Raw genomic sequence first — 17,911 nt, forward strand, 5'->3', positions numbered from 1 at the left:
CAATTTGCATGAAGGCTATAAGTATGGTAATATAAAACTACCAATGTTTCATAGTTCTGTGACGAAAGAGTGGGATTTCCCGCTCTTTTCTGTTGTTATATAGAAAATCATTGTTGTGTAGGAGGCTTATATGAGTAATATTACAAGCGAAATTGAAAACCTTGTAACGCCTATTTTGCAAGAGTTGAACTTAGAGCTAATTGACATTGAATATGTAAAAGAAGGGCGCGATTGGTTTTTACGTATCTATATTGATACACCAGCTGGTGGTATAGATATTGAACAATGTGCTCAAGTTAGTGAAAAACTAAGTGAAAAATTAGACGTTGTCGATCCGATCAAGGAAAACTATTTTTTAGAAGTTTCATCACCAGGAGCAGAGCGACCGCTTAAAAAAGATGCGGACTTAGTCGCAGCTGTTGGAAAATATGTTTTCATTAAAACGTATGAACCGATAAATGGTGCTAAAGAATTTGAAGGGACATTACTTTCCTTTTCAGTTGAAGAAGGCGCTTTAATAGAAGTTCGCGTGAAAACAAGAAGAGTTAAAATTCAAATTGATAAAGAGAAAATTGCGCTTGCTCGTTTAGCAATCGATTTCTCTGCATAATGTATATTGAGGAGTGATGGCTATGAGTAGTGATTTATTGGATGCGCTAACTGCGCTCGAAAAACAAAAAGGAATTTCAAGAGATATATTAATCGAAGCAATCGAAGCGGCATTAGTAACTGCTTATAAACGAAATTTTAACCAAGCGCAAAATGTGCGAGTGGACATTAATCTAGCAGTTGGAACTATGCTTGTTTATTCTCGTAAAGATGTAGTGGAAGAAGTCACAGACGATCGTCTACAGATTTCATTAGAGGATGCAAGAACGATTAATCCACATTATGCGGTGGGAGATGTGGTGGAGGAAGAAGTAACTCCACGAAATTTCGGTCGTATTGCTGCACAAACTGCGAAACAAGTCGTGACACAACGCGTAAGAGAAGCAGAGCGTGGACTTATCTACGAAGAGTATGTAGATCGTGAAGACGATATTGTCAATGGAATCGTGGAGCGTTTAGATGCCCGTAATATTTACGTTGGGTTAGGAAAAGTAGAAGCCGTACTTCCTGCAAATGAACAAATCCAAACAGAAACGTATCGTCCACATGACCGTATTAAAGTGTATATTACGAAAGTGGAACGCACGTCTAGAGGACCACAAGTGTTTGTTTCTAGAACACACCCTGGCTTCCTTCGCCGTCTGTTTGAAATGGAAGTTCCAGAAATCTTCGAAGGAATTGTCGAGATAAAATCGATTGCACGCGAAGCTGGTGATCGTTCGAAAATATCTGTTTATGCACATAACGAAGAAATCGATCCAGTAGGTTCTTGTGTTGGAGCAAAAGGAGCACGTGTACAAACAATTGTTAACGAGTTAAGCGGAGAAAAAATCGACATCGTAGAATGGTCGGAAGATCCAGTCGTGTTCGTTGCAAATGCACTTAGTCCTTCCAAAGTATTGGATGTACAAGTGAACGAAGAAGAGAAATCTACTACCGTAGTAGTTCCAGATTACCAACTTTCCCTAGCAATTGGTAAAAGAGGTCAAAATGCTAGACTTGCTGCGAAGTTAACTGGATGGAAAATTGATATTAAAAGCGAAACAGATGCAAGAGAATTAGGGATTTATCCGAATGAAAACTCTCCAGAAGTTATTTTAGAGAGCTTTGATGATGAGATGGATGATTTCGATTTTTATAAAGACGAAGAGTAAGAATAAGCAAGGATGGTGAGCTTGTATGGCGATTCAAAAGAAAATTCCATTACGTAAATGTGTTGCTACTGGTGAAATGTTCCCGAAAAAGGAAATGATTCGCATCGTTCGTTCAAAAGAAGGCGAAGTTACGGTCGATTTAACTGGAAAAAAATCAGGTCGTGGCGCATACGTATCTAAAACGATCGAAGCGGTGAACCAAGCGAAAAAGAAAAATTCGTTAGCCAATCATTTAGAAGCTTCAATTCCAAATGAAATATATGATGAATTGATCGTTATCATCGAAAGAGAAAAACTAAAATGACGATTGAACAGCAAATTACCCAACTGCTTGGACTAGCAACACGTGCAAGAAAAACGATTTCTGGTGAAGAATTAGTCGTTAAAGAAATAAGAAGCAAAAAAGCAAAACTTGTCATTTTAGCATCCGATGCTTCTGACAATACAGCAAAAAAAATGAATGATAAATGTGCATCTTTTAACGTTGAGCTGCATGTCTTTGGAGACCGGCACGATCTCGGACATGCGACGGGAAAAGAGGCCAGGGTGGCAATAGCCATTATGGATGACGGTTTCGCTAAAAAACTGTCCGGCCTTCTCAACGAATACAACCGGGGGTGAGCTAATGACAAAAATCAGAGTTCATGAATATGCGAAACAAATAGATAAATCGAGTAAAGAAGTTATTGAGCAACTAGGAAAGCTTAATATTCAAGTGAAGAATCATATGGCGATGTTGGAAGGAGACGCTGTTCAAAAATTGGATAGTGTTTATAAAAAGCCTTCTGCTAAACCTAGCAAACCAGCTCAAAACCAATCACAAGCAAAACCTGCTGGTCAGTCACAATCAAAACCAGCAAATCAAAACCAATCAAGACCGACAAACCAAGGAGCGGCAAAACCGGCTCAAGGAAATGCTAGTCAAGGATCAAATCATCAATCAAAAGATAAAAAGCCTTTTAATAACAATAATCGCCCAGGCGGAAATAACCGCCCAGGCGGCCAAAATAGACCAGGTGGGCAAAACAGACCAGGACAAAAATTCCAAAAAAGAAGAAAAGGTCCAACAACTCCTGTTCAACCACCAGTACCGAGAAAAGAAAGAGAACTTCCTGAAAAAATTACATTTACTGAGTCATTAACAGTAATGGAGTTAGCAAAAAAACTTGGTCGTGAACCAGCAGAAATTATTAAAAAATTGTTTTTACTAGGTGTAATGGCAACGATCAACCAAGAACTGGATAAGGATGCAATCGAGTTAATTTGTGCAGACTACGGGGTAGAAGTAGAAGAAGAAATTAGAATCGACATTACTGATTTAGAAGTACATTTCGAATCTACGGAAGAAGACTCAGCTAACTTAACAGAACGTCCACCAGTTGTTACAATAATGGGACATGTTGACCACGGAAAAACTACTTTACTAGACTCCATCCGTCATACGAAAGTTACGGCTGGTGAAGCTGGTGGGATTACGCAACATATTGGTGCTTATCAAGTAGTAGAAAACGGCAAAAAGATTACATTCCTAGATACACCAGGACATGCTGCGTTTACAACAATGCGTGCACGCGGAGCGAAAATAACGGATATCACTATCCTTGTAGTCGCTGCTGATGATGGTGTAATGCCACAAACAGTTGAGGCGATTAACCATGCGAAAGCTGCTGAAGTACCGATTATCGTTGCAGTAAACAAAATGGATAAACCAGCTGCAAACCCAGACCGTGTTATGCAAGAACTAACAGAGCATGGTTTAGTTCCAGAAGCATGGGGCGGAGAAACAATTTTCGTACCAATTTCAGCACTAAAAGGTGAAGGAATCGACAGTCTGTTGGAAATGGTATTATTAGTATCAGAAGTCGGAGAACTAACTGCTAATCCAAAACGTCTTGCAATAGGTTCAGTAATTGAAGCTCAACTGGATAAAGGTAGAGGTTCAGTTGCGACACTTTTAGTACAAGACGGGACACTTAATGTTGGAGATCCTATCGTTGTAGGTCATGCATATGGACGTGTACGTGCAATGGTCAATGATTTAGGACGTCGTGTAAAATCGGCAGGTCCATCGACACCAGTAGAAATTACTGGATTAAACGAAGTACCTCAAGCGGGCGATCGTTTTGTCGTGTTTGAAGATGAAAAAACAGCTCGTCAAGTTGGAGAAACACGTGCTTCTCACGCGCAAGTTAACCAACGTTCTGAAAAGGCTCGTGTGACATTAGACAATTTATTTGATCAAATGAAGCAAGGAGAAATGAAAGAACTTAACTTAATCGTTAAAGCAGATGTACAAGGTACGGTTGAAGCAATGGCAGCATCGCTTATGAAAATCGAAGTGGAAGGCGTAAATGTTCGAATCATCCATACGGGTGCTGGAGCAATTACTGAATCTGATATTACACTTGCAGCTGCTTCTAATGCAATCGTCATCGGATTTAACGTTCGCCCTGACACTAATGCAAAACGTGCAGCAGATGAAGAAGGTGTAGATATCCGTTTACACCGCGTTATTTATAAAGTAATCGAAGAAATTGAATCAGCGATGAAAGGATTACTTGATCCTGAATTCCAAGAGAAAATTATTGGTCAAGCAGAAGTTCGTGAAACATTTAAAGTTTCTAAAGTTGGAACGATTGCAGGTTCATATGTAATCGAAGGTAAAATCACGAGAGATAGTGGTGTTCGTATTATCCGTGATTCCATCGTTATTTTCGAAGGCGAATTAGATACATTAAAACGTTTCAAAGATGATGCAAAAGAAGTAGCAAAAGGATATGAATGTGGTGTTACGATTAAAAACTTCAATGATATAAAAGAAGGCGACATTATCGAAGCATTCATCATGGAAGAGATTAAACGAAAATGATCGTATATGCAGAGTGTGATTTCCTCATTCCTACTGCACATTCACTCAAAGAAAAACGAGCTGTTCTTCAACGAATGCTCACTCGTACGAAACAAAAATTCAATGTTTCTATTTCGGAACTGGCTCATCAAGATGTTTGGCAACGGACGACGATCGGTATCGTTTCCGTTGCTTCACAAAAGGATGCAGCAGAACGTGAGCTTACCCACGCTATTCGTTACTTAGAATCGTATCCGGAATGGGAATGCATTGAAATTAGAAAAGAACATTTATGATAGAAAATGAGGTGTAGCCATCATGTCGATGCGCGCTAACCGAGTTGCGGAACAAATGAAAAAAGAATTAGGCGAGATTATTGGCCGAAAATTAAAAGATCCTCGTATCGGTTTTGTTACAGTAACAGATGTTGCGGTAACAGGTGACTTACAACAAGCGACGATTTATATAACTGTCCTTGATGGAAATAAAGAAGATACGTTAAAAGCTTTAGAAAAAGCGAAAGGATTTATCCGTTCGGAAATCGGACAACGTATTAGATTACGTATAACGCCTGAATTATTATTTCAATTTGATGAGTCTGCAGCTTACGGTAATCGAATAGATGATTTACTAAGACAGATTAACAAGTCATCTGAAGAGTAAAACAAACAAAGAAGTCTGCTGAACAATACAAGCAGACTTCTTTGTTTTATCATGAATTTAGAGGTGAACTACATGTACGAAGGTATACTTCCGCTATGGAAAGAAAAAGGAATGACATCCCATGATTGCGTATTTAAACTACGCAAAATATTGAAAATGAAACGAATTGGTCATACAGGCACATTAGATCCAAGTGTAGAAGGTGTTCTACCTATTTGTTTAGGACAGGCAACAAAAGTATCCGAATACATTATGAACGAAGGTAAAACGTATATTGCAACCGTTTCGATAGGCGCATCTACTTCAACAGAAGATGCAGATGGAGAAGTAGTAGAACAAGACAACACAGCGAAATCTTTTTCGCGGACACAAATTCTAGAAGTACTTCAACAATTAACTGGTGAAATAACACAAACTCCACCAATGTTTTCTGCGGTAAAAGTAAACGGAAAAAAACTGTATGAATACGCAAGAGAAGGAAAAGAAGTAGAACGTCCAAGTAGACAAGTAACGATTTATAAACTGAGTCTATTAGATGCACAAGAAGATTTCTCTGGTGAAAACGTACAATTCACGATCGAAATAGCCTGCAGCAAAGGGACATATATTCGAACACTCGCAGTTCAAATTGGAGAGTTACTTGGATACCCTGCGCATATGTCTTCATTAGTACGAACAACTTCAGGAAACTTTACAAAAGCACAATGCTTAACACTTTACGAAGTGCAACAAGCGGTTGAAAATATGCAGTTAAATAAGGTCATTTTACCATTGAAAGATGCGCTCAGCTCTTGGCCATCGATCGAAATAACAGATGAAACAAAAAAGAGTATAACAAATGGTCAAGTAGTAGAATGTCATCCATTATTAGAAGTGAATGATAAGATTATATACACATTAAATGCTAATCCTATTGCTATTTATATTAAACATCCAACAAAAGATGGTATGATGAAACCAGAAAAAATGTTTTCAGCTTAAAAAAGGAGATTAATATGGAAGTATATCACGTATCTTACCCAAACCATTTATTTAAAAATGAAACAAATGAATCTTATGCTTTAGCTCTTGGCTTCTTTGATGGGGTACATGCTGGTCATCAAGCGGTTATCCAAGAAGCTTTAAATAAAGGAAAAGAGCGAAATATTAAAACGGCTGTAATGACTTTTGATCCTCATCCATCATTAGTCCTTGGTGGTCGGAAAGAACAAATTTTTTATATAACGCCTCTGGAACAAAAAATAGAAATATTGAGCGAACTACAAGTGGATGCTGTTTTTGTTGTGCGTTTTACATCTGACTTTGCCAAGTTGACTCCTGCTGAGTTTATCGAATCGTTTATTAAACAAGCAAATGTGAAACATGTTACCGCAGGCTTTGATTTTACATTTGGGGCATTTGGGAAAGGGACGATGGAAGACATGGAACAGCTTTCAGAAGGCAAATATACCGTTTCTGTTGTAGGAAAGCAAGAGCTATCCGGGGAGAAAATTAGTTCTACTAGAATAAGAGAAGAACTAAAATCTGGTAATATGGAAAAAGTAAAAGATTTACTAGGGCGACCGTTTATGTTATCGGGAGTCGTTGTTCACGGGGACAAACGAGGCAGAACAATCGACTTCCCAACTGCCAACATCCAACCAGCGGAAGGTCAATTCACTCCTGCAACCGGCGTGTATGCTGTGAAAATTCGCGTCCAAGAGAAATGGTATGATGGAGTTTGTAATGTAGGGTTTAAACCGACCTTTAATAATCCAGATGAAAAAAGGCTTTCGATTGAAGTACATATTATTGATTTTGATCAATCTATTTACGGAGAAGAAGTGATTGTACACTGGTATATGCGAATTAGGTCTGAGCAAAAGTTCGATGGAATAGAAGCATTAAAAGCACAAATCACAAAAGATAAATTAGTAGCAATCGATTATTTCAGACAATCATAATTGGTTGCTTCGTATAAAATAATATGTTATTCTGTAACAGTACAAAATTGTACTTAACCTTTCCTTGGCTTTTTCGATTCTCCAACGATTGCTCAGGAGCAGGGGATACTATGAATTTTAGGAGGAAACAAACATGGCAATTACACAAGAACGTAAAAATGAACTAATCGCTGAGTTCAGAACACACGAAAGCGATACTGGATCTGCAGATATTCAAATCGCAATCCTTACTGAAGAAATTAATTCTTTAAACGAACATTTACGTACACACAAGAAAGATCATCACTCACGTCGTGGTCTATTCAAAATGGTTGGACGTCGCCGTAACTTGTTAAAATACTTACGTGAAAACGAAGTACAACGTTACCGTGAGCTAATCGCTAAACTTGGTTTACGTCGATAAGATACCACCTAAGAAAGCGGGATTTATCCCGCTTTTTCTTTTGCATAAAATACTTCGCATAGTTTTGGTTTTTTTGATACACTACTTATGATACATATATAGATTATATATACATTTAATAAGAAGTTTTGAAGTCGAGAGGAGTTTTGAATAAATGAGTGAAAAGAAAGTATTTACGTACGAATGGGCAGGACGTCCCTTACAAGTAGAAATTGGACAACTTGCAAAGCAAGCAAATGGAGCAGTATTAGTTAGATACGGCGATACAAGTGTATTATCAGTTGCAACTGCTTCTAAACAACCGAAAAACCTAGATTTCTTCCCACTAACAGTGAACTATGAAGAAAAGCTATATGCGGTTGGTAAAATTCCTGGTGGATTTATTAAACGAGAAGGACGTCCTTCTGAGAGAGCGATTTTAACAAGTCGTCTAATCGACCGTCCGATTCGTCCATTATTTCCAGACGGATTCCGTAATGAAGTACAAGTAATCTCTATTGTTATGTCTGTTGATCAAAACTGTTCATCAGAAATGGCAGCGATGCTAGGTTCTTCTTTAGCACTTAGCGTGTCAGATATTCCGTTTGACGGACCAATTGCTGGAGTTCAAGTTGGTTTAATTGGCGATGAATTCATCATTAACCCAACAGTAGAACAAATGGAACAGAGTACACTTGATTTAACAGTTGCCGGAACAAAAGATGCGATTAATATGGTTGAAGCTGGAGCGAAAGAAGTTTCAGAAGAAGTCGTACTAGAAGCAATTATGTTCGGTCATAACGAAATCATTAAACTAATCGAATTCCAAGAACAAGTAGTAGCTGCAATTGGAAAAGAGAAAAAAGAAATTCCTCTTTTCGAATTAGATAAAGAGCTTTTTGAAGAAGTAAGAGGCATTTGCGAAACTAAACTTGTACAAGCTATTCAAGTACAAGAAAAACATGCACGTGAAGATGCCATTACAGAAGTTAAAAATGAAGTTTTAGAACAATATACAGAAAAAGAAGCGGACGATGAAACATTAAAACAAGTTCGTGAAATATTAGATGCAATGGTGAAAGAAGAAGTTCGTCGTCTAATCACAGAAGAAAAAGTACGTCCAGATGGGCGTGGTGTAGCAGAAATTCGCCCACTTTCTTCTGAAGTTGGCATTTTACCTAGAACACATGGTTCAGGCTTGTTCACACGTGGACAAACACAAGCATTAAGTATTTGTACATTAGGTCCACTTGGCGATGTACAAATTATCGATGGTCTTGGTTTAGAGGAAACAAAACGTTTCATGCATCATTATAATTTCCCACAATTTAGCGTTGGGGAAACGGGTCCAATCCGTGCTCCAGGTCGTCGTGAAATTGGACATGGTGCCTTGGGTGAGCGTGCATTAGAAGCGGTTATTCCAGACGAAGCTGATTTCCCATATACACTTCGCCTAGTAGCTGAAGTATTAGAATCGAATGGTTCTACTTCTCAAGCAAGTATTTGTGCGTCTACACTAGCGATGATGGATGCTGGTGTTCCACTAAAAGCTCCAGTAGCAGGTATTGCAATGGGGTTAGTGAAAAAAGGCGAGCATTACACGATTTTAACAGATATTCAAGGGATGGAAGATCATCTAGGAGATATGGACTTTAAAGTGGCTGGTACATCTAAAGGGATTACAGCGCTTCAAATGGACATTAAAATCGACGGCTTATCTAAGACCATTTTAGAAGAAGCACTAGAACAAGCGAAAATTGGTCGTATGCAAATTTTAGAAAGCATGCTTGCAACGATTAACCAACCACGTGAGAAACTATCACAATACGCACCGAAAATTACAATGATCAAAATTAACCCAGACAAAATCCGTGATGTAATCGGACCTGGTGGGAAACAGATTAATAAAATCATTGATGAAACTGGCGTAAAAATTGATACAGAGCAAGATGGTACAATTTATATTGCATCTCCAGATGAAGAAATGATTGCACGTGCAAAACAAATTATTGAAGACATCGTCCGCGTAGCGCAAGTTGGCGAATATTATTTAGGAAAAGTAAAACGAATTGAAAAATTCGGTGCTTTCGTCGAAATATTCAATGGAAAAGATGGTCTCCTACACATTTCAGAAATTCAAGAAGAACGTACGAAAAATGTAGAAGATGTGCTTAAACTTGGAGACGAGCTTCTAGTGAAAGTTATCGAAATAGACAATCAAGGTCGCGTAAACTTATCTCGCAAAGTTGTACTAAAAGAAGAAAAAGAACGTGAAGAACAAAAAGAACAACAATAATAAATAATTCATTGTTGCAAATTAGGTTGACCGTAGGCATATAATAACTACGGCAACTTTTTTTAATACCCATTAATATCCTACATAAATAACTTAGACAGAGGTGCAATATTGATAAAGAAAATTACTTGTAATAACGGGCTTCGAATCGTTTCAGAACATATTCCTCATGTGCGCTCCGTAGCGGTCGGTATTTGGGTGCAAGCGGGTTCAAGATACGAACTCCCAGAAGAGAACGGATTAACCCATTTTATCGAGCATATGTTGTTTAAAGGGACGACCAAAAGAACGGCAAAACAAATAGCGGAGGAATTCGACCGCATTGGTGGTAATATTAATGCATTTACTTCGAAAGAAAATACTTGTTACTACGCAAAAGTATTAGATCATCATGCAAGCCACGCCGTTGAAATACTCGCAGACATGTTCTTCCATTCTGTATTTGACCCAATCGAAATAGAAAAAGAACGTCAAGTAGTATTGGAAGAGATAAATATGGTTGAAGACACACCAGACGATATCGTCCATGAGTATTTGTGGAAAGAGATGTACGGTGATCATCCACTTGGAGCGCCGATTTTAGGAACGGAAGAAACACTGAATAGCTTTACGAAAGAAATGATTTTATCGTATATGGAAAAGCATTACACACCAGAAAATGTTGTCATTTCGATAGCTGGTAATATTCCAGACGGACTTACAGACTATATTAAATCATTATTTGGACAGTTCACTCGTAAGAGAACACAGGAGAGTACAGCATTTTCTACACCAGTAATTAGCCCGATTTATACAGAAAAAAGTAGAGAAACAGAACAAGCACATATTTGTTTAGCCTACCCAGGTTTAGCAGTAAAAGCAGATAATATATATAGCTTAGTCATTTTAAATAATATTTTAGGTGGAAGTATGTCGTCTAGATTATTCCAAGAAATCCGAGAAGACAAAGGGCTAGCCTACTCTATTTATTCGTATCACTCTTCTTATGAAGATACGGGTGTGCTTGCAATTTACGGTGGAACTTCTAGCAAACAATTAAATGAATTACAATCCTCTATTTCAGATACCATTGAAACAATTGTCCAAAACGGATTTACAGAAACCGAGGTTGCAAGTGCAAGAGAGCAACTAAAAGGAAATCTGTTACTAGGCTTAGAAAGTACAAATGCACGGATGAGCCGTAATGGCAAAAATGAATTATTATATGGAAAACATCGTTCACTTGATGAAGTGAGTGAAACAATAGATGAAGTAACGCTAGCATCTGTAATGGATTTAGCAAAAGAAATCTTTTCCCACAAGCCAGCTATATCAATTATTATGCCAAAAAACGCCGATCAATGATGATTGGCGTTTTTTTATTAAAGAATAGACGATGGATTACAGTTATAAGTTATGGTTCGCATTGTGGGGATAAAGCGTCTAAGAGAGGCCTCTTAGGTGTCCGCCTGAGATGTCTCATTTTGCTCACAGAGGGCACAAAGGCTAAGAGCACCAAATCGTGTGGCAACGCCTTCGTGACCAACATCGTGTTGGCCTCGGCTGGAGTCGACTCTTGCAGCGAAAATCAATGGAAATCACTTGCTTTTTCAATATTTGTTTGCTGGTGACAAAGCTTGCTACATTTTATGGGTCTATTTTATCCAGTAAATGGCTAAGAGCAACCAACCATTCATGGAAAGCAACCAGTTCCAGTATGAAAGCAATCAAATCATCACGAGAGCAATCAAATAGCTGATGAAAGCAACTAAATTCTTAAATCAGCAAGTTTACTTGGATTGAGATGACCACGATTTGGGTGCATTATGGAAATAATATACCTAAAAGCACTCCGAACTTGTCAGACCGGCATCTGCAAGACAAGTTTGTCGTGTTCAGCTATATTATTGTCACGTTCGCAGTGTAAATTGTCTCTTTCAACTTTTTATTGATAATACCGGATCCCGTTCAGCTAGTATTTTCCACTGATTTTCTCTGCAGCGGCGACTCCAGTGAGATCAAGTGAGTAAGATGAGACTTCACAACGTACGCCTAAGCGGCGGTGAAGGCTCATCACTCACCCCACGGAAAGCGTCCGTCCTGCAGCGAAAATCACGGCAGACACCTAATAGAGGTCACTAAGACGCATTATCCCTATTTAGCTCAACATCCATTAAATCGCCGACAATGTGTTAGACATCAAGTAGTAAATAAACCGTGATTGCTTTATTTTTAATTCACTTTGCTTCATAAAATGGCATATACATAAATAGAAAGAAATAAGGAGGGAAATGATTGTTACTTTCGGAACTGGCAGAAAAAGAATTAATCCAAGTGAAAGACGGTGCGAGATACGGGAAGCTTGCGGATACAGAACTATTATTCAACCCAAAAACCGGTAAAATAGAAGGCTTTGAAGTGTTTCAAAAGGCAGCATCTTTTTTCCAGGCAAACAAAGCAAATAAGAAAAAAGAATTTATCGCTTGGGAAGAAATCATCCTTATTGGAAAAGATCGTATATTGTTCAATGAAACTGATTCAACCAGCGATGCAAGTGATTATTCATGAAAAAGAAATGTATTATTATCGGAACAGACCTACGCTTATCCTACTTCCATACAGCCATTAGTAGCGATTTAGAAACGAAATTAATTGCGACAATGACATGGGATGAAGAACTAAAAGAGGCAGTGGAACAATTTGAACCACAGATTTTATTTTTGCCAATTCAACCGCTTCAAATGGAATGTCCATTTATCTTACCTGAATCATGTAAAGTCTTGTTTGTCGGGAAACAAAATGAAGAGATTGAGAAAGAAATAGAACGTAGGAATATGCACGTTTTTGCCTATTTAGAAGATGAGCAATACATTTGGGATAATGCGAATCTTACGGCAGAAGGTTTTATTAATTATTTTTATACTGAGGAAAAACAAGCGATTTATAATAAGCAATTTATTATTACAGGCTATGGAAGAGTAGGAAAAAGACTTGCACATGCTTTGCATCATCTAGGGGCTAAAGTAGTTATTTCTGTACGATCCGAACATCAATTATTTGAAGCAAAAAGCTACGGCTATGACATAGAAACGTTAGAAAATGTATTGGATAAACAAAAAAATCAATCAGCCTACTTGATCAACACCATACCATCTAAGTGGTTGGAAAATAAACAGGCGGACTTGTTTAAACAAGTTTTCGACCTTGCTTCCAATCCAGGATGTTTACTGGATACAAAGGATAATATCCCATCCAATTATGCACTTGCGACTAGTTTGCCAGGTATGTATTTTCCACAAGATGCCGGTTTACTCATCGCCCAAGCGGTTCAAAAACATTTGTCTTTTTTAGAGGAGGAAAAAACTAGTGTTAAAAGATCTTAGAATAGGTCTTGGCATTACGGCATCTCATTGTACGTATGAGGAAGTAATTCCGATGATAAAACAATTCACAGATTTGGGCGCTGTCGTGGTGCCAATTATTACGTATTCAGTGTTAACGGCAGCAACCCGTTTTGGAACGGGAGAAGAATGGATTGAAAAAATTGAAGGTGCAAGTGGTAGTAAAGTCATTTCCAAAATTGTCGAGGCAGAACCTTTTGGACCGACCAATCCACTCGACTGTATGGTTATTGCACCGATGACCGGAAATTCGATTAGTAAACTGGCGAATGCGCAAACGGATTCTCCTGTTTTAATGGCAGCCAAAGCGACATTACGAAATGGCAAACCAGTAGTCCTAGGAATATCGACAAATGATGCATTAGGATTGAATGGGATGAATATCATGAAACTTTTATCGACAAAAAATATTTATTTTATTCCTTTTGGTCAAGACAATCCTCACTCCAAACCAAACTCGCTAATCGCTGATTTCACAAGGATTGTACCTACTGTGGAACACGCCATTCAGAAGAAACAACTACAACCTTTGCTCATTGCACATTCATCATAAATATAAATAGTGATGTATTTTCATGTATAATATGATACAATATCGCCAATATGTTTTGATTTTAGGAGGAGAGCTTTTATGTCACTTGGGTTTACAGTAGCAGTAGTAGGAGCGACAGGTGCTGTCGGTCAAAAAATTATTGAAAAGTTAGTAGAAAGAAGCTTTCCATATACAAAGTTAAAACTTTTAGCTTCCAAGCGATCTGCAGGTAAAGAAGTGGAAGTGAATGGTTTAACATATACGCTAGAGGAAGCAACACCTGAATCATTCGAAGGAGTAGACGTCGCATTTTTCTCAGCTGGTGGTTCTATTTCGAAAGTACTAGCAAAAGAGGCGGTAAGCCGTGGTGCGATTGTTGTAGACAATACAAGTGCTTTTCGAATGGATAAAGACACACCACTTGTCGTGCCAGAAGTAAACAAACAAGCGTTACATGCCCATCAAGGGATTATTGCTAACCCGAATTGTTCCACTATTCAGATGGTTTGCGCACTAGAACCTATTCGCAATGCATACGGTTTAAATAAAGTTATCGTCTCTACTTACCAAGCAGTTTCTGGTGCGGGAGCAGCGGCAATCGATGAGTTAACTATACAAAGTGAAAAGCTTAATGAAAAAAATCCAAATCCAGCGATTTTACCGGTTAAAAGTGCTGACAAGCATTATCCAATCGCTGGTAATGTAATTCCACAAATTGATGTATTTGAAGAAGATGGTTTTACATTTGAAGAGCATAAAATGATGAATGAAACGAAGAAAATTATGACACTTCCGCAGCTATCTATTGCAGCAACTTGTGTGCGCGTGCCTGTTGTAACGGGTCATTCGGAATCAGTTTATGTCGAAGTAGATCAAGAGAATGTAACAGTAGAAGAATTGAAACAATTATTATCCAATACAAAAGGGATCACTGTACAAGATTCACCGGAACAACAACTGTATCCAATGCCTTATTTTGCAGAAGATCAAGATGATGTTTTCGTTGGGCGTATTAGAAAAGATCCTTCCAACAATAACGGCTTCCATATGTGGATTGTATCTGATAATCTATTAAAAGGGGCAGCACTAAATTCGATTCAAATTGCGGAAGCATTAATAGAGGAACGTATTTTAACTGCATTCAGCTGACCTTTTTAATGTTATAAGTGGTAAGATGAATGCAAATTAAGTAGACAATTTAGTGAAGGTTCTAACCAAGCTGAATAAAGTTAAAACCTCCGGCGGATGTCACAGATTTTTTAGGGGAATTTAAGGAAGGCGGTCTAAGTTCGCAACGTCCTGTCGCAACTCCCGCATGACCTACATCCTGTAGGCCTCAGGCTCGATAAAAATCTGGACGCAAATACGCCAGGGCGAATTTGATAAGAGGTGTAATCAAATGAATATCGGTCATATTTCCACAGCGATGGTTACTCCGTTTGCAGAAGACGGTTCCATTGATTTTATTGCAACAGAAAAGTTAATCGAACATTTACTAGCAACTGGAACGGACTCCCTCGTTGTTTGTGGTACAACTGGAGAATCTCCAACACTATCAACGGACGAGAAGTTGGAACTCTTTCGATTTACAGTTGAAAAAGTGAATAAGAGAGTTCCGGTAATAGCAGGAACGGGAAGTAATAATACTGCGGCATCGATCGACTTGTCGCAAAAAGCGGAAGCGCTTGGTGTAGATGCACTAATGCTTGTTATACCGTATTACAATAAACCAAATCAGCGCGGGATGATTGCGCATTTTGAAGCAATTGCAAATGCGACAACATTACCGATTGTAGTCTATAATATTCCAGGACGTTCGGTCGTCAATTTAGAAGCGGATTCCATGATCGCTTTAAGTAAAATTCCATCCATTCAAATCGCTAAAGAAGCGAGTGGAAATTTGGATCAAATGACGAAAATTTTAGCTGGCGTGGATGATGAGTTCCGTGTATATAGTGGAGACGATGCGTTAACTTTACCACTACTTGCGCTTGGAGGGTCCGGGGTCATTTCTGTTGCTTCACATGTAATTGGGAACGATATGCAAGAAATGATACAAGCATTTCATGCAGGAGACCACCAAAAGTCTGCTAAAATCCATCAAACGATTTTACCAGTTATACATGGACTGTTTGCACACCCAAATCCAGTAGTAGTGAAATATGCACTTTCCAAAGTGGGAGTAGAAGTAGGTTCCCTGAGGTTACCACTCGTAGAAATGACAGAAGACGAGAAAAAAGCATACGACCTCATTTGGGAAGAGTACTTGAAAAATAAATAATATTCACCAAAAAGACGGAGGAAAGTTAAAGTGTACCTTACGCTCGGGACATTTTATTTTTCTTTCTGTCTTTTTTTATTTGTGTGAATCGTCGTCGTTCGATATAATAAAATCTAGTGGATGTTGGTCGGGTTAATAATAGGAGGAAAAGATTTGGTTAAAGTAAAAAATGAACTTATTCGCATTATCCCACTCGGTGGAGTAGGGGAAATCGGAAAAGCAATGTATGTAGTAGAAATAGATGAAGAAATTTTTGTTGTAGACAGTGGGCTAATGTTCCCTGAAAATGAAATGCTTGGAATTGATATCGTTATTCCAGATATTACGTATTTAGAAGAAAATAAAGACCGCGTAAAAGGAATCTTTTTAACGCACGGACATGAAGATGCAATTGGATCTATTTCCTATTTATTGCAAAAGGTACAAGCACCTGTCTACGGTTCTAAATTGACAATTGCTTTAGCGAAAACACATTTAAAAGCATTGCCTACCAAACAAGCGGTCAAATATTTTGAAGTAACAAATAAAAGTCGGATGAATTTTCAAAGTACACATGTAACATTCTTCCACACAACACATAGTATTCCAGATTCACTTGGAATTGTTTTTCACACATCAGAAGGTGCGATCGTACACACTGGTGAATTTAAATTTGATCAATCAGCAAAAGGGAAGTATCGTCCGGATATCGCAAAAATCGCTGGGCTAGGAGAAGAAGGAGTATTCATTCTTTTATCCGACTCAACAGAAGCAGAAAGACCGGGTTATACTACATCGGAAGCTGTCATTGAAAACCAATTATCCGAAACATTCCACGCTGCACGTGGTCGTATATTAGTAGCTTTATATGCATCTAATTTCATCCGCATTCAGCAAGTATTAGATAAAGCGGCGGAAACAGGTAAGAAAGTAGCGATAGCTGGAAAAACGTTAGAAAACACATTCCAAATCGGATTGGATCTTGGTTATTTCACAGTCCAAGAAGACACGCTTATTTCGATTAAAGAAATCGCCAAGCATGAAGATGGAAATGTGGTTGTCATTGTTTCAGGCAATCAAGGCGAACCTTTAGAAGCGCTGGAAAAAATGATTCGTAAACACCATAAAGATATTAAGATTAAAGATACAGACACTGTGCTTATCACATTTACTCCTTCACCAGGAATGGAAGTTGGTATGTACCAAACGATGAACCAAATCGCAAAAGTTGGTGCTAAAGTGTTAACGGCTAGCAAAAATGTCCATGTATCTGGACATGGCAGTCAAGAAGATTTAAAAATGATGTTGAACTTAACGAAGCCAAAATATTTCATCCCGATTCAAGGGGAGTACCGTATGTTAATGGCTCACTCGAAAGTAGCACAAGATACTGGTATGACAAAATCAGAAATATTTATTGCGGATAAAGGCGATATTGTCGAATACAAAAATGGTAAAATGCGCATGAGTGGAAGAGTACAAGCTGGAAATGTCCTGATCGATGGAATTGGTGTTGGCGATGTAGGGAATATCGTTCTACGTGATCGTAAACTTCTATCCCAAGATGGTATTTTTATCGTAGTAGTTACATTGAACCGCGCGCAAAAGAAAATAGCTTCTGGTCCAGAGATTCTTTCGAGAGGTTTCGTCTATGTAAGAGAATCAGAGGAACTTATGGAAGAATCGGCGCAACTAGTTCGAACAATTGTTGAAAAATATGTGAATAAAGAAACGTTTGAATGGACAAACATAAAACAAGAAATCCGTGATACGCTAAATTCATATTTATTCCAACAAACTAAACGTCGTCCAATGATTATCCCGATTATTATGGAATATTAATA

General features: G+C 38.2%; 18 protein-coding genes. All 18 read left to right on the plus strand.

All coding sequences use genetic code 11. The features are described from left to right. The first annotated feature begins 130 nt into the window (after nt 1-130). Nucleotides 131-610 carry a ribosome maturation factor RimP gene (gene rimP, locus ACIQ38_RS05610; RefSeq protein ID WP_402819169.1) on the plus strand — a complete coding sequence of 160 codons (480 nt, stop codon included), beginning with the start codon at nt 131-133 and terminating at the stop codon, nt 608-610. 22 nt (nt 611-632) lie between these two features. Then, on the plus strand, nt 633-1,763 hold the full coding sequence (nusA, locus tag ACIQ38_RS05615; RefSeq protein WP_402819172.1) for a transcription termination factor NusA: 1,131 nt from the start codon (nt 633-635) through the stop codon (nt 1,761-1,763). A 25-nt stretch (nt 1,764-1,788) separates the two neighbouring features. Further along, complete coding sequence (gene rnpM, locus ACIQ38_RS05620; RefSeq protein ID WP_093263079.1) at nt 1,789-2,067, plus strand: RNase P modulator RnpM; 279 nt, start codon at nt 1,789-1,791, stop codon at nt 2,065-2,067. Further along, the gene (locus tag ACIQ38_RS05625; RefSeq protein WP_402819176.1) at nt 2,064-2,384 is read left to right on the plus strand and encodes a YlxQ family RNA-binding protein; all 321 of its coding nucleotides are present in this window, start codon (nt 2,064-2,066) and stop codon (nt 2,382-2,384) included. Before rnpM ends, ACIQ38_RS05625 begins: the two co-directional genes overlap by 4 nt. Nucleotides 2,385-2,388: 4 nt before the next feature. Next, nucleotides 2,389-4,632, plus strand: coding sequence for a translation initiation factor IF-2 (infB, locus tag ACIQ38_RS05630; protein ID WP_402819178.1), 2,244 nt, complete (start codon nt 2,389-2,391; stop codon nt 4,630-4,632). After that, on the plus strand, nt 4,629-4,907 hold the full coding sequence (locus ACIQ38_RS05635) for a DUF503 domain-containing protein (RefSeq protein ID WP_402819181.1): 279 nt from the start codon (nt 4,629-4,631) through the stop codon (nt 4,905-4,907). The genes infB and ACIQ38_RS05635 overlap by 4 nt, the downstream gene beginning before the upstream one ends. Nucleotides 4,908-4,929: 22 nt before the next feature. Next, nucleotides 4,930-5,274 (plus strand): 30S ribosome-binding factor RbfA, encoded by a 345-nt coding sequence (gene rbfA / locus ACIQ38_RS05640; RefSeq protein WP_402819184.1) that lies wholly within the window; start codon nt 4,930-4,932, stop codon nt 5,272-5,274. 72 nt (nt 5,275-5,346) lie between these two features. Further along, entirely contained in the window at nt 5,347-6,255 is a 909-nt protein-coding gene (truB, locus tag ACIQ38_RS05645) for a tRNA pseudouridine(55) synthase TruB (protein WP_402819187.1), read from the plus strand. Nucleotides 6,256-6,269: 14 nt separating this feature from the next. After that, nucleotides 6,270-7,217: a riboflavin biosynthesis protein RibF gene (gene ribF, locus ACIQ38_RS05650; protein ID WP_402819190.1), complete on the plus strand. Its 948-nt coding sequence runs from the start codon at nt 6,270-6,272 to the stop codon at nt 7,215-7,217. Nucleotides 7,218-7,350: 133 nt separating this feature from the next. Further along, the gene (gene rpsO / locus ACIQ38_RS05655; protein ID WP_053589935.1) at nt 7,351-7,620 is read left to right on the plus strand and encodes a 30S ribosomal protein S15; all 270 of its coding nucleotides are present in this window, start codon (nt 7,351-7,353) and stop codon (nt 7,618-7,620) included. A gap of 154 nt (nt 7,621-7,774) precedes the next feature. Continuing rightward, a complete protein-coding gene (gene pnp, locus ACIQ38_RS05660; protein ID WP_402819193.1) occupies nt 7,775-9,895 on the plus strand; it encodes a polyribonucleotide nucleotidyltransferase in 2,121 nt (706 codons plus the stop codon). A 111-nt stretch (nt 9,896-10,006) separates the two neighbouring features. Beyond that, nucleotides 10,007-11,239, plus strand: a complete 1,233-nt coding sequence (locus tag ACIQ38_RS05665) for a M16 family metallopeptidase (protein WP_402819196.1) — start codon at nt 10,007-10,009, stop codon at nt 11,237-11,239. 930 nt (nt 11,240-12,169) lie between these two features. Next, entirely contained in the window at nt 12,170-12,442 is a 273-nt protein-coding gene (locus ACIQ38_RS05670) for a YlmC/YmxH family sporulation protein (RefSeq protein ID WP_402819199.1), read from the plus strand. Next, entirely contained in the window at nt 12,439-13,257 is an 819-nt protein-coding gene (locus tag ACIQ38_RS05675; protein WP_402819202.1) for an NAD(P)-dependent oxidoreductase, read from the plus strand. The genes ACIQ38_RS05670 and ACIQ38_RS05675 overlap by 4 nt, the downstream gene beginning before the upstream one ends. Next, the gene (locus ACIQ38_RS05680) at nt 13,241-13,828 is read left to right on the plus strand and encodes a dipicolinate synthase subunit B (protein ID WP_402819205.1); all 588 of its coding nucleotides are present in this window, start codon (nt 13,241-13,243) and stop codon (nt 13,826-13,828) included. The genes ACIQ38_RS05675 and ACIQ38_RS05680 overlap by 17 nt, the downstream gene beginning before the upstream one ends. Before the next feature lie 78 nt (nt 13,829-13,906). Then, nucleotides 13,907-14,956 (plus strand): aspartate-semialdehyde dehydrogenase, encoded by a 1,050-nt coding sequence (locus tag ACIQ38_RS05685; protein ID WP_402819208.1) that lies wholly within the window; start codon nt 13,907-13,909, stop codon nt 14,954-14,956. A gap of 250 nt (nt 14,957-15,206) precedes the next feature. Continuing rightward, nucleotides 15,207-16,088 (plus strand): 4-hydroxy-tetrahydrodipicolinate synthase, encoded by an 882-nt coding sequence (gene dapA / locus ACIQ38_RS05690; RefSeq protein ID WP_402819211.1) that lies wholly within the window; start codon nt 15,207-15,209, stop codon nt 16,086-16,088. 153 nt (nt 16,089-16,241) lie between these two features. Then, complete coding sequence (locus ACIQ38_RS05695) at nt 16,242-17,909, plus strand: ribonuclease J (protein WP_402819214.1); 1,668 nt, start codon at nt 16,242-16,244, stop codon at nt 17,907-17,909. The last annotated feature ends 2 nt before the right edge of the window (nt 17,910-17,911 follow it).

Origin of the sequence: Psychrobacillus sp. NPDC096389, assembly GCF_044762855.1 — a bacterium.
Lineage (GTDB): Bacteria > Bacillota > Bacilli > Bacillales_A > Planococcaceae > Psychrobacillus.

What these genes read in the sequence shown, in the direction of transcription:
- infB (WP_402819178.1), top strand. Translation starts at nt 2,389, where the DNA reads ATGACAAAAATCAGAGTTCATGAATATGCGAAACAAATAGATAAATCG.
- ribF (WP_402819190.1), top strand. Translation starts at nt 6,270, where the DNA reads ATGGAAGTATATCACGTATCTTACCCAAACCATTTATTTAAAAATGAA.
- truB (WP_402819187.1), top strand. Translation starts at nt 5,347, where the DNA reads ATGTACGAAGGTATACTTCCGCTATGGAAAGAAAAAGGAATGACATCC.
- rbfA (WP_402819184.1), top strand. Translation starts at nt 4,930, where the DNA reads ATGTCGATGCGCGCTAACCGAGTTGCGGAACAAATGAAAAAAGAATTA.
- rimP (WP_402819169.1), top strand. Translation starts at nt 131, where the DNA reads ATGAGTAATATTACAAGCGAAATTGAAAACCTTGTAACGCCTATTTTG.
- rnpM (WP_093263079.1), top strand. Translation starts at nt 1,789, where the DNA reads ATGGCGATTCAAAAGAAAATTCCATTACGTAAATGTGTTGCTACTGGT.
- dapA (WP_402819211.1), top strand. Translation starts at nt 15,207, where the DNA reads ATGAATATCGGTCATATTTCCACAGCGATGGTTACTCCGTTTGCAGAA.
- ACIQ38_RS05625 (WP_402819176.1), top strand. Translation starts at nt 2,064, where the DNA reads ATGACGATTGAACAGCAAATTACCCAACTGCTTGGACTAGCAACACGT.
- nusA (WP_402819172.1), top strand. Translation starts at nt 633, where the DNA reads ATGAGTAGTGATTTATTGGATGCGCTAACTGCGCTCGAAAAACAAAAA.
- ACIQ38_RS05675 (WP_402819202.1), top strand. Translation starts at nt 12,439, where the DNA reads ATGAAAAAGAAATGTATTATTATCGGAACAGACCTACGCTTATCCTAC.
- pnp (WP_402819193.1), top strand. Translation starts at nt 7,775, where the DNA reads ATGAGTGAAAAGAAAGTATTTACGTACGAATGGGCAGGACGTCCCTTA.
- ACIQ38_RS05635 (WP_402819181.1), top strand. Translation starts at nt 4,629, where the DNA reads ATGATCGTATATGCAGAGTGTGATTTCCTCATTCCTACTGCACATTCA.
- ACIQ38_RS05685 (WP_402819208.1), top strand. Translation starts at nt 13,907, where the DNA reads ATGTCACTTGGGTTTACAGTAGCAGTAGTAGGAGCGACAGGTGCTGTC.
- rpsO (WP_053589935.1), top strand. Translation starts at nt 7,351, where the DNA reads ATGGCAATTACACAAGAACGTAAAAATGAACTAATCGCTGAGTTCAGA.